The 15,971-nt window shown below is 38.2% G+C and carries 10 protein-coding genes; 3 read left to right on the forward strand and 7 right to left on the reverse strand.

Features of this window, described 5'->3' with window-relative positions; genetic code table 11:
• Nucleotide 1: 1 nt before the first annotated feature.
• The 4 genes from IPO27_17550 to IPO27_17565 all read right to left on the reverse strand — a co-directional run bounded on the left by IPO27_17550 (nt 2) and on the right by IPO27_17565 (nt 4,944).
• The gene (locus IPO27_17550) at nt 2-991 is read right to left on the reverse strand and encodes a T9SS type A sorting domain-containing protein (protein MBK8848237.1); all 990 of its coding nucleotides are present in this window, start codon (nt 989-991) and stop codon (nt 2-4) included.
• On the reverse strand, nt 973-1,845 hold the full coding sequence (locus IPO27_17555; protein MBK8848238.1) for a hypothetical protein: 873 nt from the start codon (nt 1,843-1,845) through the stop codon (nt 973-975). The genes IPO27_17550 and IPO27_17555 overlap by 19 nt, the downstream gene beginning before the upstream one ends.
• Before the next feature lie 641 nt (nt 1,846-2,486).
• Nucleotides 2,487-2,741: a hypothetical protein gene (locus IPO27_17560; protein MBK8848239.1), complete on the reverse strand. Its 255-nt coding sequence runs from the start codon at nt 2,739-2,741 to the stop codon at nt 2,487-2,489.
• Between the two features lie 88 nt (nt 2,742-2,829).
• Nucleotides 2,830-4,944, reverse strand: a complete 2,115-nt coding sequence (locus IPO27_17565) for a hypothetical protein (GenBank protein ID MBK8848240.1) — start codon at nt 4,942-4,944, stop codon at nt 2,830-2,832.
• 503 nt (nt 4,945-5,447) lie between these two features.
• Here IPO27_17565 and IPO27_17570 point away from each other — a divergent pair.
• Nucleotides 5,448-7,577, forward strand: a complete 2,130-nt coding sequence (locus IPO27_17570; protein ID MBK8848241.1) for a S46 family peptidase — start codon at nt 5,448-5,450, stop codon at nt 7,575-7,577.
• 5 nt (nt 7,578-7,582) lie between these two features.
• Here the strand turns inward: IPO27_17570 and IPO27_17575 are convergent, their stop codons facing one another.
• The 3 genes from IPO27_17575 to IPO27_17585 are packed head-to-tail and all read right to left on the reverse strand — an operon-like array spanning nt 7,583 to nt 11,833.
• Nucleotides 7,583-8,167 carry a YceI family protein gene (locus IPO27_17575; protein MBK8848242.1) on the reverse strand — a complete coding sequence of 195 codons (585 nt, stop codon included), beginning with the start codon at nt 8,165-8,167 and terminating at the stop codon, nt 7,583-7,585.
• Between the two features lie 13 nt (nt 8,168-8,180).
• The gene (locus tag IPO27_17580; GenBank protein MBK8848243.1) at nt 8,181-9,428 is read right to left on the reverse strand and encodes an insulinase family protein; all 1,248 of its coding nucleotides are present in this window, start codon (nt 9,426-9,428) and stop codon (nt 8,181-8,183) included.
• Nucleotides 9,429-9,436: 8 nt separating this feature from the next.
• On the reverse strand, nt 9,437-11,833 hold the full coding sequence (locus IPO27_17585; GenBank protein ID MBK8848244.1) for a TonB-dependent receptor: 2,397 nt from the start codon (nt 11,831-11,833) through the stop codon (nt 9,437-9,439).
• 368 nt (nt 11,834-12,201) lie between these two features.
• Between IPO27_17585 and IPO27_17590 the strand changes: the two genes are divergently transcribed.
• Nucleotides 12,202-14,130 (forward strand): T9SS type A sorting domain-containing protein, encoded by a 1,929-nt coding sequence (locus tag IPO27_17590; protein MBK8848245.1) that lies wholly within the window; start codon nt 12,202-12,204, stop codon nt 14,128-14,130.
• Nucleotides 14,131-14,250: 120 nt separating this feature from the next.
• Entirely contained in the window at nt 14,251-15,933 is a 1,683-nt protein-coding gene (gene ftcD / locus IPO27_17595) for a glutamate formimidoyltransferase (protein ID MBK8848246.1), read from the forward strand.
• The last annotated feature ends 38 nt before the right edge of the window (nt 15,934-15,971 follow it).

Genomic DNA, 15,971 nt, shown 5'->3' on the forward strand with positions numbered 1-15,971 from the left:
ATTACTTGGTTATAACCAATTTTGTGAATAAATATTTTTCGTTTTCGAAATGGCATTTAACTACGTATACACCAGATGTTAGATTTGATATATTAATTTCAATGCTGTTGGCATTTTCTGTTAATTGTAGTTGTTTCACCCGCATGCCTTGCATGTCTTCAATTACTATTTCTTTGATAATTGAATTGCTCGATACAGTAATTTCCTTATTGGCAGGGTTCGGTTTTATTGAAACATCTGCCGTTTCAATAGCACTATTTACTTTGATTTCGTTTTTAACTCGATTTAAATTATTACTAAATGCAAAAATATCTTTTTTCAAAATGGCTCTTGCAATCCAAACCGCTTTACCCCCAATGGTAGGGTCTTGGTCGGCTATAGTATTTAAAACATAAACAACACTACTATCTGTTGGAATGCTATCAGTACTAATTAAATTATTTGCGAAAAGCAATGAAAGTGTTTTTAAATTTTGATAAATAACGCTGCTTGTAATTAAAGTGTTAGCTTTATTAATTGCTGCTTGTCTATTATTTGAGGCAAGCAATTTTTGTATTTCTTCAAACTTGCCAATATTTGCTGTACTCAAATAATTGTACCAATTATCAATATAGCCATATAAATTAGTTAGGCTGTCGCGCATGTTACTATCATTTAATAAAATAGAAAATGCACTGGCATCATCGGCATATCTATTTTGTGTAATAAACTCGTCATACTGTGCTAAATTTAATGCTGCGTTTTGTGCAGCCTTCAACGCAGAGTTATCGGGTGATGATTCGGGGCAGCCGGTGCTTGAGGCGAATTCTTGCGGAGCAACTGCACCAGAATTATAAAAAGGACAAAACATATTATTAGCTGCCAATGCACCTTGGTGATGCCAGTCGAGGGCGAAACCTCCATTAAATCCCCCACTAATCCTTTCATTATTATTTAAAAGATAATCGCCATTCCAGGTATTGTCGGTAGAAGTTAATCTGTGGGATACCAACTAAATGCAGTAATGGTTGCAGCTACAAAATTAATTCCTCTATTACTGCTTGTCATATTGTTGCAACTAATAGTTGCGGGGTCGCAGTTGGCAATTACGTTTATGTCGGTGCCCATGTTTGTGGTGTTGTTTAGGTGGAGTACGCAGTTTGTACTTATGTCCATATTTATGCCTTGCATTAAATCTTGTTGTGCATCATCGCTTACATCGGTACCCAATCGTTCAATAGTGTTTTCTATAATAGAACTATTTGTACAATTTTCTATCCATACGCCAATGTTAGGCAAGTTTAGCACAGCGATATCGGCATTGGTTATTTGTGTGGTATAATGATTCCACCGCACTTGTGCTTCAATGGCATTGCGCAGGTGTATGCCAATTGCCATATTGTTTATTTCGTTCTCTTTTACAATTGGAAAGGCATCTTGCATAATATTTTCTACACGTATGGCTTCCAAACCGTAATCGTCAATATTATATTGTTGGTTTATATTAAATTTATTCAACACAATTTTTGGTGTGCCTTGGCTTTCGCGGCAATAAATGCCAAAGATGCAGTTGTTAAAATTATTTTCATTAAAATTTGCATTGCCTGTGCCCAATGCCAATGCATAGCCGCATGATACGGCTTCAACAGCTTGCAGGCATTTAGTAAACGTGTTTTCTTTTACAATGGGCTCACCGGTATTGTACATTATCACACCATTTTGATAATCGTTGAATGTATTTATTTCGAGGCCGGTACCACCTATTACAATTCCATTCAATTTTTGCATTACATCGCCTTCGAAATTTGTATTGGTGTAAATGGCTGTTTGCGCTTTTGGAAATTGGTCGCAGCAAAGTCCCTTCAAATTTATTATTAACTACTGTCAAATTTTCGGTAAGGGCATAGATACCAAAAGTGGCAGGGCCAAAATTATTTTGCAACAAAATATTGTTTGCATCACCTACTGTCAAATTTTGTAAATCAACACCAAAAATATGATAACGGGGCAACTCATTAATGTGTGGCGCTTTAGTAATTTGCCCACCAGTGCATTTGAATGAGCAACCGGTAATTTTTCCTGTAAGCATATTTACATAATCACCATTTTGTATTTTTAGCGTAATATAATTATGGTCGAAAGTGGAGTTTTCTAAAGTAAATTGTCCTCCATTTTTTGTGTCGTTAGCTATTAGTGCATCCTCAACAGTGCTATTAATTATATTTACCGTACCACCATTGTTTATAATGCCTTGCCACATATCGCCACATGCGTATAAATAGCTATTGTCTTCAATAATTAATGTCGCATTTTGCTCCACAGTAATTTTTTTTCCGGTAGCTATGGCTAAGGTACAGCCGGCCAATGTGATTGTTGTATTTGAAGCAATTACTATGTCATTATTTACTTCATAAAAACGATTTTGTGCATAATCGTTTACATCAAATTCATTCACAATATCACACTTCCAAACTCCAAGCCCACGTACACAAGCAAAAATATTCTCGCTACAAGCTTCCTTTTTTACTTGCATTGCTACTTATTGCAACGCAAACTTTATTTGGTAAATTACCAGTAATATCGCTCCAACAATCATCAACATCACCCGTGTAAGGATTGTAACTACCACGATATACCCTGCCAGTAACAGGCCCTGTACTTGTTAGTTGATAGGCAGTACTTAAATAAATAGTATGACGCCAAGGATTTACTTCTATTGAATTTACTCCTCCATCGGTCTTATCCAGTAAGTCTAAGTACATATTAGTAAATATATCGGTAGGTACAGGATTGGTGCCACACGGGTTGTTGTTTACTAAGGTTTTCGTGCAAGCGGTAGGAAATTCAGAATTAAATATAAGGTACGATGGCTAACTTATCAGGTATAACATCAGCTGTGTTAAATGTAGTTGTACATATAGCGGTCCAACTTAAACCAGCACCGTTGTAACAGTGTATTTGTTTATTAGCAGCGTTTATTGCGAAAATATAATCACCCTGAGGACTAATTACAAAATCTTCACCGAGTTTAATTCCCGGTAAAATACCAATATCAGTCCAAGTCTGATCTGCGGTATTTAACCAATATATCCTTTGAATCGTATTGAGGGCTAAATCCTTATCTTTAGATAATAAATACTGCTGCACTTGTCCATTGGCATCTCTTGCAAATCGGATTTTCTTTGTATCACCACAAAAAGACTTATTCCCATAAGGAACCCATTCAAATGGATTGTTTGCTTCATGATCAAGCATTAAAGTATAACCACGCCCGGTAGTATTACTAAAACCTTCGCCTACACATGCAAATATTTGATTTGACTGATATGGGTTTTCGGTCAGGTAAAAACAATCAGAAAGTGTACCACCTGTAGCACAAATTGCGTTATTGGGAGCATTGGTCATATTTACATTGTAACAGGTTGTACTTGCACTCAAAGCTAAGTCTTCAAAATAACCTGATGTGCCAATACTTAAATCAATTAATCGGTCTTGCATTGCAACCCATAAATTCCCGTTTTTATCAGGCAACACACTTTTGGGAGCAGTGTTTACATAGCCCCTATGCTTGTATTGATTATCGCATGGAGTTGTGTTAACATTAGTATAAATATGTTGCCACTCTGTTAAGCCATAGTTGACAGGGTTAACGGGATTTTTGGTAATAAAAATATTCCCCTGCTTACCTACAATCAAATGATTATCAGGTGTCAATAAAGCTCCATTTATATTACTACAAGGCTTTGCAGCATTCCATCCCCAATCATTGGTGGTGCCCCATACCGGTAGAGCTTGCCAATTTTTATCAGGCATTTTTGTTGTTTGATTTACTCCACATGCAAAAATTCCAACAAAGTAAGGTCCATTATCACAAGGGTCTGTATTGCCAGAGTAAGTAACCGTATTTATTTCATTAAACAACAGCCACCCTGTAATGATATTCGCATTGATGATTGGCTTTAAACTTGTGAACCTTCGTGTATTTTGCTCAGCACTTAAGTCACGAAATTCCTGTATGCAATTCCCTTGATTCTTTCTTTCACCATTTAAGCTTACTATATAATTTTCCCAACTATTAGTTATTTTATCATATAACCAAATACCCCCTAAACTTTGATTATCACTATTAATGGTTATTAAATATTGATTGATTGTTTGTGAATTATTATCATGGTCAATGCTTAAAATAGATGTAACACTATAATGGTCCGAAGAGCTTAAGTTTGGCGCCACTACGGGATCAATGTTTGGTAAATTTGAAAATTGTGTACTGTTAAAATGATAAAGCTCCCGCTGTGTTCCTACCAAAATATCATCATCACCAGCACCATTATAATCTTCATCTACATGCAAGCAAAATACATTTCTGTATTCCGAAGTTGGTTCATTTAAAACTAGGCCTTTTAAATTATACCCTACAACACCGGAAACTGTTGTTTCGGTTGCATCCAAAGTTGCCACATAAAAGTCTTTAATGGTTGCATCTTTGAAATTGTATTCTTCATCATGCACACGAGTAGTGCCGGTAACAAAATAAAAACTGTGTGAATTACCGGGTGCTCCCTTTACATACATATCACTCACCCAAGTTGCTTTTGGAGTACCTGGTGTGGGCTCCCATAACTTGCTAGTTTGTGATGTTTGATTAGTAAGGTCAATTTTATCTATACCCGTTCTATTTAAAACAAATAAATTAGGAGAAGCTGAATGGTAATTGTAAAATTTGTTTACAAATCGAAACAACTCATTATTACTTATATAGTTCCAATTATATTCTGTTGGATCATTCAAATTCAAAGGATCAACATCATTGGCTCTCCAAACTCCACTTACATCTGAACCGACAAAAATATCGTATTTGCTGTTTGCATTTGGATATTGAAACAAAGCACGTTCTTGCCCTCCTGCCCCTATTCCAAATTGTGTCCATCCTTGTGCTGATAATTTTTGTTGTGTAATTAGCATTGTGCAAATTAAAAATAGTAACTTACAAAATTGCTGTGAGCAGTGTGCAGTGCGCTAAAATTTAGCCCAGCAAGTTGATTAATTTTTTTCATTAGATAAATAATTATATTGTTACAATTAAGAATACGGTATCGTAAAAGTATAGAATTTCTATTATATGTTTTACAATATGTAAATAATAAATTTTTAAACAAGCTTAACTTAGTTGTAAAGCACCTCTGACAGTATTATGATACTTATATCTTTTGATTCGGGAATGTAATATTAATTTCGCAAAGCGCTGCATTTAGGGAACAATACTGCAATTATCACTTTATGGTCAGCCAACTTGACTAAACAGATGTGGGGTTTCAAAAACAACATTTTTGTAATTGGTACATAGGCATTCCATAATAGTCAAATTTGATACATTTAGTCGTTTGAATAGATATTGTTTTATTCTTTGATTTAGGTCGTTAACTAATTCTGTTTTTTTACATTCGCCACACCAATTCCAACTTAATATGAAATACCTAAAAATTTGTTTGCCGGCCTTTGTATTAATTTTTATTCAAAACCTAAAGGCAGAGGAGGGCATGTGGCTTCCCATGTTGCTCAAGCAACTGAACGAGGCTGATATGCGCAGGCAGGGCTTTAAACTCACAGCCGAAGATATTTACCGTACCAATGGCACCAGCATGAAAGATGCCGTAGTGTTGTTTGGTGGAGGTTGCACCGGAGAAATAATTAGCAACAGCAGCTTGCTGCTTACCAATCATCATTGCGGTTATAGTCAGATACAATCGCTTAGTACGATCGAAAAAAATTATTTGAAGCATGGATATTGGGCCTATAAGCAGGAAGAAGAATTGCCATGCCCCGGCCTTACGGTTTCGTTTGTAATACGAATAGATGATGTTACCAAACAGATAACAGATAGCCTCAATGCTGGCATGAATGAAAGCGAGCGTAATGAAAAAATAAAGCGCTTAAGCAACGCGTTGGAAATGCAAGCAGTAGCGGGCACTCATTATAAAGCACAGGTACGTCCATATTATTATGGCAACGAGTTTTATATGATAGTAACCGAAACATTTACTGATGTACGTTTTGTGGGAGCGCCACCCGAAACCATGGGCAATTTTGGTGGCGAAACCGACAATTGGATATGGCCACGTCACACAGCAGATTTTTCTTTGTTCCGCATTTATGCAGGTGCCGACAATAAGCCTGCAGCATATTCAAAAGATAACAAGCCGTTTGTTCCGCGCTATTTTTTCCCCATATCCACCAAAGGAGTAAAGGAAGGTGACTTTACCATGGTGTATGGTTTTCCGGGGCGCACCCAACAGTATTTGCCAAGCGTAGCCGTTGATTTTATTGTCAGTCAGCAAGACCCTACCCGTGTGGCCATACGCGATGTGCGTTTAGCCAATATGTATAGTGGCATGCGCGGCAACGACAGCATTCATTTAAAATATGCAAGCAAAGCAAAAAGCCTTGCTAATGCATATAAAAAGTGGAAAGGCGAAATGGAAGGCATTCGCGAAACCAAAGGCATAGATAAAAAGAGAATGCAAGAAGTGCGGATTAAAAATTATTTGCAAGCAAATAGCGAAGCTCAAAAGCAGTATGGTAATGTGTTTGAAGAGTTTAATAAATTGTATGAGGCTTACAAACCACTATCGCGTTTGCAGGATTATACCAACGAAGCAGCACTGGGTGTGGAGTTAATAGAGCATGCTTTGTCCTTTTCTAAATTGATAATTGCGGCACAAACGGATACACTTACCGATACACAACTAAGCGAGTTGTGTAACAAGCAAATAAAAGTGGTGGAGGGTTTTTATAAGAATTACAATCATCTTATAGATAAGAACAACTTTATTGACCTGCTTACTTTATATGGTGATAGCATCAACCCTGAACTGCAACCTGAAGAGCTTAAGAAAATAAAAAATGGACAAGGGTTGCGCAAATATGCCGAAGTACTTTTTGCAAAATCATTTTTTGCCAATCAGCAAAAAATGATGGGTGTACTAAGGAGTGCAAAACGAAAAAAGATTATTGCCTTGCAGCAGGACGAGGCGTATCAACTGGCACGAGAGATTGCACAAAACTATAATCAATACACGGATAAAATAAATGCAAAAATTTCGGAAATTAATTTACTTATGCGCAAGTACATGCGTTTGCAACGTGAGGCCGACAAAGAAAGAATCTTTTATCCCGATGCCAACAGCACCTTGCGTGTAACCTATGGTACCATGCGTGGATATAATCCACGCAATGGAGTTTTTTATTTACCACAAACTACCAGTGCCGGAATTATTCAAAAGAATAATACGATGCAGGAAGATTTTGACGCCCCTGCAAAATTAATTGACATGTTTAGCAAACAGGAAATTCCAACTTGTTTTATTGCAGCTAATCATACTACCGGTGGTAACTCTGGCAGCCCGGTTCTTAATGACAAAGGAGAATTGATTGGTACTAATTTCGACCGCGTTTGGGAAGGTACCATGAGCGATTTAAATTATGATGTAAGCCGTTGTCGCAACATTGCGCTTGATGTGCGCTATACACTTTGGATTATTGGTGAGTATGCACAAGCAAAAAATCTAATTAGCGAAATGAAACTTGTTAGCGAATAATTTTATTACTGCTCCATCAATTCAAGGTCGATGGTTATGGCTACATCGTTGCCAACGGTTAGCCCTCCAGCATCAAGAATTTTATTCCATACTAATCCATAAACCAGGCGGTTGATGGCAGTGGTTGCTCTAAATCCTGCTTTCTTGGTGCCAAAGCCATCTTTCATTATCCCATTAAATGTTACATCAAATGTTACAGGTTTGGTAACATCCTTAATGGTAAGATCACCGGTAAGTTTATATTTTTTTGCGGCAACTTTCTTAAAGGATGTGCCTTTAAAAACAAGGTTTGGATATTTAGCAGCATCAAAAAATTCAGCGCCTCGCAAATGATTGTCACGATCGGCATCATCGGTGCTGATACTTTTAGCATCTGCCGAAAAAAAGATTTGTGCATCAACAAATGTTTCGTCTTTTGAAGCAACCGTGCATTCGAACTGCGCAAATTTACCATCTACATTTGCAATGGTCATGTGGGTTACACTAAACTTAACCTGACTATGCCGTTTGTCTGCTGTCCATACCAACTGTGCATTTACATATTGACATGTGGTAAACGCCAACCACACAAGTAACCCTATTTTTTTCATTTGAGATATAGTTTTATTCAGGAAGATATTCCAGTATGCTGAGTTTGTTTTTTGCAAAAATATCATTTGCTACCTTACGTAATTCGGCAGCAGAAATCGAATTTATTTTTTCGAAAATAGTTTCAAGTTTTTCTACTTTACTGAAATTTAATAGAGTGCGGCCAATAGCCAACATCACCCCTGCGCGATGTTCCTGAGCCATCAGCATTTGGCCTATTAGTTGATTCTTTGCTTGTTTTAATTTAATGTCGCTAATAGGTTTGCTGCAAAGCGATTGCAACACCTGAAAAACTACTGCCGTTGTTTTTTCTTTCAGTCCAGGTTCGGTTCCAAAGTAGATATTGAATATACCAGTATCGCTATAGGCAATATAATTTGCCTCAATACCATAGGTGAGGCCGCGTTTTTCGCGCACTTCTATATTAAGTAACGAGTTCATGGCCGGGCCACCAAGTATGTTGGTAAGCAACAGCAGATGTAGCCTATGTTTGTGGTGCAGCGAGTAAGCGGCATTGCCTATCACTATGTGGGCCTGTTCGGTAGGGCGGGTAGCCGTTACCTTAAATGGTCTATTACGCTTAAATGGATATATTTTTCCATTTAACTGAATGGTTTGCTTGCGGCAAAAACATTTCTCAATCAATAATTGATACTGGCTTATATCAATATTGCCCGTTATGCTTAATACCATTTGTTGCGGGTGGTAATGCCTGCTAATAAAATCGAGCACATCTTTGCGAGAAAAAGATTTTACACTCTCTATGGTTCCCAATATAGGATGTCCCATGGTGTGATTGCGAAACAGCATCGCTTCAAAATCATCGTTCACTTGTTCGGCAGGGTTATCCATATACATGCGAATTTCTTCCAACACCACATCCTTTTCTTTTTCAATTTCCTGTTTTGGAAAAATAGAATTGAACAGGATATCGCTTATTAGTTCCAATGCTTGTGGCAACTGATTTTTTTGTACCGAAGCATGTATGCATGTTTCTTCTTTGGAGGTATAGGCGTTTAATTCTCCACCATGAACCTCGAGGCGGTTAATGATTTGAAGCGCACTGCGTTTTTTTGTTCCTTTAAACAATACGTGTTCCAGAAAATGTGCGAGCCCTTCTTTGCTTTTGGTTTCGTTGCGTGTTCCGGCAGGCATTAAAATGCCGCAATGTGCTATACTTCCCTGTTCTGTATGTTGATGTATTACACGTAAGCCGTTGCTTAGTTTATAAATAGTAAAAGGCGCTTCTTGAGTTGATATCATGCTGATAATTAAAATTCCATTTCTTGCTGATTGCGATCCTGGTTTTGACGTTCTTGTTGTTTCATTTTTTTCATATCCATTTTTCCAAATCGAATGCTTAATGTTCCGGTTATAATTCTTGTATCACGTTTTCGCGAAAATTCGAACAGAAAATTTTGCCCTTCATTGATTACTCTAAAAATGCGGGTGTCAAAAATATCAGAAACATTAAGTGCCACTCCGTACTTGCCACGTTTCCATTCTTTGCGGGCGCCTGCGTCTATTGCCCAATTGGAACGCAACATGCCCTGTGCACCGCGCATGGGGCCGGTGTACGAGCCATTCAATTGAAAGACGTATTCTTTTGGTAACTTTAAATTGTTGCTCATGCGAATTACCCAGCCCGGTCCGTTTTGGCCCAGATTTTTTTCAATATTGCCGGCATTGATCTCGGTATAAAAAATGTTGGACGAAAAATTTATGTTCCACCATTTTTTAAGCTCACCACTGATGCTGAATTCGAATCCACCATCGCGCCTTTGGTTGGCATTTACAAATGTCATGATGGAGTTACCCTGTTCATCAATTTTGCGAAAACGTTGAATGTTATTATTGGTAATACGAACGTATAAGGTGGTGGTTATATTCAATCGGTTAAGCAAATTTCGTTGCGATAGTTCGAAAGAATGTGTCAACTCCGGCATCAACCGTGGATTGCCTACACGAAGGTTTTGCGGGTCGCTAAAGTCAACAAAGGGATTTTGCTGATCGCCACTCGGTCGTTGTATCCGCTTGCTGTAACTCACACCCCATTCGCTCTTGGGAGTTGATTTATACCTTATAAATAACGATGGAAAGAGGTTATTGAATGTTCTGCCAGGAATGGTTTCGTCTGAGCGCTTAAAGCGATTTTGTGTATGTTCATCACGCAAGCCTGCCTGCACCGAAAGTTTTTTATCCGTAAGCATTAACATAGCATAAACAGCATTTACATTTTCAATAAAATTGAAATCGTTAGTTAAGGTATAGGGTGCCTGCCCGTTAAAAATAAAATCGCTGGCCTGTGTCAGGTCATTTGACAAATTACGCATAATGTATTTGACGCCTGCGTCAAACTTTATATTGCTTGTAAGCTGCACGCTGTAATCGCTTTGAGCGTTTATCGAATAGTTGTTTACTCCAAACTGAAATAGTTGATTACCGCTGTTGAGTGGTTGTGCGGTTCCATCAGCATCATACAGGTCAACACTGGCAAAGGTGGTATTGAGGTTTGTATTGCGACTATAGATGGCATCGGCACTTAGTGTTTGATTTTTATTTTTAAAAGTTTTTTTCAGTCCGATAGTTGCATCGTATGAAAAACGATTTTCATCTATATCGTTACTGCGTATTTGATAATTATTAAGAATCTGATTGTTGTCACTATTATAGTATGCGAAGTCTTCACTTTTTTGTTGAACAGATGGATTGGCAGTAATCGAAAAATTAAATGCTGTAGTTTTGTTAAGGTTACAGTCTATTCCGGCACGAATGGTATGTGCCCTGTTTTGCTGTATGAAATAATTTTGCTGGTCAAGGTAAAAGATGGTATCGGGCAATAATGCTGAACGCTGCAAATCGCCTATTGTTAAATTTCGTGCATTGCGATAATTATACGAGGTAAAAAAATTAATGCCATTTACCAGATAATTAATATTAAAAGCAGCGGTATATTTTTCGCGCGTTCCTGCACTTAACGATGCCGAACCATTTAAGCCACGCTCCATATTCTTTTTCATTACAATATTAATGATACCTGCATTTCCTGAGGCTTCAAACTGTGACGATGGATTGGTAATGATTTCGATGCGTTCAATTGCAGCTGCCGGAATCTGATCCATGGCATTTTGATTTTCTCCACTAAGCATTGCCGAGTTGCGGCCATCTACTAATATTTGCATATTATCACTACCACGCATATTCATTCGGTTGTCTTCGTTAATGGCAAGCCCCGGAATTTGTTTCAGTACATCGGCAAGCGTTCCACCTGTTGCTGTAATATCTTTGCCTACATTAAACACCTTACGATCAAGGCTCACCTGCGCATAATTTTTATCGCCCGAAACTTCTACTTCTTTCAGATTAACATTGGTTGGCATTAAAGAAAACTTACCGGCATCGGTAACGCCAACTGCCAAAGCTTGAATTGTTTTTGACGTGTCGGTAACATAGCCAAGGGCTTTTATTACAAGTCGAAAATTTTCAAGCCGATGAAAAATTTGAAATTTACCGGTCTCATCAGCCACAACCGATTTTTCAATTTTGTTATCATTATTTACTAGAGCAATTGCACAAAATGGAATAGGTGAGTCACTTTTTGCATCTACCACCATGCCAGTAACACTTCTCGCATTTTGTGAGTAGCCTTGTATTGATGCTAAACACATAATAGCCAACAAGGCAATTATATTATGAAATCTTATATTGATATTAATTAGCATTAAAAAAACGCGTACGAAGATATGCTAAAAACTTAATCTGCCGATTATAGATTACATCGCCCAGGTCTATTAATTGTTTCATGAATTAGTTTAATTCATGAATCAAGAAAGAGTTTGGTAAACATAATTTTCTAAGAAATTACTAAGTAAACAAAGGCCAATGACCTCTAGCATCATATTTTCACCCTGAATTATAGGCTGTTAGCCTATAAAAGGTATAAAAAATGTAAAATTAACACGAGTGGTTTTTTGAATTCCAAAAAATGCAATACTTTTGGAACAAATCTCAAATTCATAACATTTATTTAAAAAAGATGAAAAAACAAGTACTTACATTAATTGCATCTGGCATCGTATTATTTGCCAATGCACAAGTTAAACAAGGTACGCCAGTGGCGTTACCAATTAAGGCACATAAGGTAATGCCTGCAATTAAGCCTTCTGACAATCAGGCTCCTTATCAAAGTCAAAATCCAAACACGATTAATGTGCCTAAGGGTGGTGGCTATGCCCCTGGAGTGTTTGCTGTTACAGAAGCTATAGCCGGTAATACCGATTATGATTTGCAAACCAATGCAACTTCCTATCCACGCATCATGAAGCACAGCGATGGAACCATGAATGTTACTTGGACAATCATACCTGATGGTGGTGCCAGTGCTCAACGTGGTACAGGTTACAATTATTGGGATGGTTCGGCCTGGGGTGCAGCGCCAACAGCCCGCATTGAGCCAGCAAGCCGTACTGGATTTGTTAACCTTTACACTACTTCAACTGGTATGGAAGGAAGCATGGCTCACTCAAGCACTACTACTAGCGTTCTTAATTGCAGCCGTCCTACAAAAGGAAGTGGTACTTGGGCTGAAATTGACAATACTGGTGGACCAAACTCTGATACATGGGCACGTGTTGCTGTAGGTGGAACTGATGGAAAAACTATCCACTTTATTGTAAATAAAAATGATGTTGCCAACGTTGGTGGTGGTATTGTTTATTCTCGCTCTACAGACGAAGGTGCTACTTGGGGAGTTTTAAGAACTCAAATACCAGGACTTGATGATGCTAGTTACCCAGCCCTATTTGGTGGCGATAATTATTATATTGCTGCAAGTGGCACTACCGTAGCCGTTGTAGTTGGTGACCCTAATACCGATATCGTTCTGTTTAAGTCTACTGACAATGGCGACACTTGGGTAAAAACTATTTTGACTTCTAACTTTGGAACACAAGGATATTTCAATCCTGATGGTGGCATTAGCGATACTAACGGTGATGGCGTAGCTGATACGGTATTATCAACAGGTGGCGATGTTCATTGCGTTATTGATGGAAGTGGTATGGTACATGTAGCTTGGGGGTTAATGCGTATTTTAGATGATGATCCAACTCCAGGTAATACTTCTTTCAATGTTTTCTTAAGTACAAATGGTATCAACTATTGGAAAGAAGGAATGTCTGCACCAGTTTTAGCTGCGCAGTCAGATGATTGGAATGGTAATGGTTTCATTGATGCAGCTACTGAATTAGATGCAAGCTGCGATGCCAATGACTTAAACTGGGGTCGCTACGGTAACATGGGTCTTGCATGTATTCCTACGTTGGCTGTTTCTGGTAGCAATGTATTCTTAGGATATCAGGCTATCAATGAATTAGCTGATACTACCTTATACAAAAAATCGCATTATCAAACATTCATTTCATCTTCTTCTGATGGTGGAATGACTTGGGGTATAGGCTATAATGTAATGACCAACTCTGGTTTTGTTGATTCAAGTTTATCTGAAGGCGCATTCCCTTCTTTATCTACTATGGTTGATGCCAACGTTTATATGGTTTATCAGCGTGACTATGCTCCTGGCCACTCGTTGGCTGCAGGTGCATGCGATATTGCTAATAACGACCCTTCTGCTAATCTTAACGATATCGTTGTTGCTTCTATACCAGTTTCTGATCTGGTTGGTATAAACGAAATTAAGAGCCAAACTCGTTTTAGCGTTTCGCAAAATATGCCAAACCCATTCAGTGGAGTTTCTACATTTACATTATCAACAAAAACTACGGGTGATGTAACTGTTGAAATTACCAATATGTTAGGAAGTGTAGTTTCTACTAAAACGTATGAGAGAATGAATGCTGGAAATCACACGCTTACCTTAGATGCAACTAACTTGCTTGCCGGTGTTTACTACTACGTAGTTAAAATGGGCGATGGTCAGGTTACAAACAAAATGATTGTTAAGTAATTTTAGCAAACAATAAATTAAAAGCCTCTGCAATTGCAGAGGTTTTTTTTTGCATTAAAGTTTCGCCCACCAACTGATAATTTCCTTTTTCTTTGTGGCCTTAATTTTTATTTTTTGAAAATGAAACAGCTTATCGAATGTGTACCCAATTTTAGTGAAGGAAATAACCTTGCAACTATAAAAGAGATAACCAGCGCAATAGAAAGTGTTGAAGGAATCAAACTTTTGGATGTAGATCCAGGAAAAGCCACCAATCGTACCGTGGTTACTTTTGTAGGCGAGCCTAAGGCTGTGGTCGAAGCAGCTTTTAGGGGAATTGCCAGGGCCGCAGAATTAATAGATATGACCTCACACAAAGGTGAACACCCGCGCATGGGAGCCACCGATGTTTGCCCTTTTATCCCTGTATCAAATATTACCTTGGAAGATACTGCTGCATGGAGTAAGAAATTAGCAGAACGTGTAGGCAATGAGTTACACATCCCTGTATATCTTTACGAAGAAGCACAGCCAGATAAATTGCGAAGCAATTTATCGATAATACGATCAGGCGAATACGAAGGATTTGCCGAAAAAATAAAATTACCGGAATGGAAGCCTGATTTTGGCCCTGATAGATTGCCGCCAAAGCATGGTGCAACAGTAATTGGTGCGCGTGATTTTTTAATTGCCTATAATGTAAATATAAATTCGAAGTCAGTAAAAAGAGCTAATAGCATTGCATTTGATATACGAGAAGCGGGACGAATAAAAAAGGATGAGCAAGGCAACAAGGTGATGGATGCCAATGGGAATGAAATACGTATTCCCGGAACCTTAAAGGGAGTGAAAGCAATAGGATGGTATATAGAGGAGTATGGTATTGCACAAGTTTCTATCAATATTACTCAGTTTAAAGAAACTCCCTTGCATAAGGTTTTTGATGAATGTGCTGAAAGTGCATACAAGCGTGGGTATCGTGTTACGGGAAGCGAATTGGTGGGCCTGGTTCCACTAAGTGCCATGCTCGATGCAGGAAAATATTTTCTCGAAAAGCAAAAACTATCGAGTGGAGTAAGCAATAGCGAACTCATACACATAGCAGTAAAGTCAATGGGACTTGATGAACTGGCACCTTTCGACCCTAAGAAAAAAATTATTGAATATGTAATGCAGGATGGTATAACGTTACCGTTAATAGGCATGACCCTCGAACGATTTGCTGACGAAACCGCATCGGAGTCACCTGCCCCGGGTGGTGGCAGCATAAGTGCTTATTGTGGTGCGTTAGGTGCTGCATTAGGAGCAATGGTTGCAAATCTGTCGGCATCCAAGTCAGGTTGGGAAGATAGATGGAAGGAATTTTCTGATTGGGCAGCGAAGGGACAAGAATTAAAAAATCAATTATTACACTTGGTAAACGAAGACACTGCTGCTTTTAATGGAATAATGAATGCCTTTAAACTTCCTAAGAATACGGATGAAGAAAGAAAGGCCCGAACCCAAGCAATACAAGCAGCCACCAAATACGCTACTTTGATTCCGTATCAAACCATGAACGCAGCTTTGCAATGTTTTCCTTTATTGAAACATGTTGCTGCAAATGGAAATCAAAACAGTGTAAGCGATGCAGGTGTTGGTGCACTGTGCGCTCGTGCTGCCGTGATGGGTGCTGTGCTTAATGTGAAAATTAATGCTGCCACATTGAAAGATGAAACATTTAAACAAGAGATGTTTACAAAGGCTACTGAAGCCGAAAAGCAAGTGGCAATTCTTGAAGGTGAAATATTAGCCATGGTAAACAATGCTATTGCAAAGGGATAAGGCAATTGCATTATTTTTTAGGTTGATTAAAATATTCA

The organism is Bacteroidota bacterium (genome assembly GCA_016714535.1).
Classification (GTDB): domain Bacteria; phylum Bacteroidota; class Bacteroidia; order AKYH767-A; family OLB10; genus JADKFV01.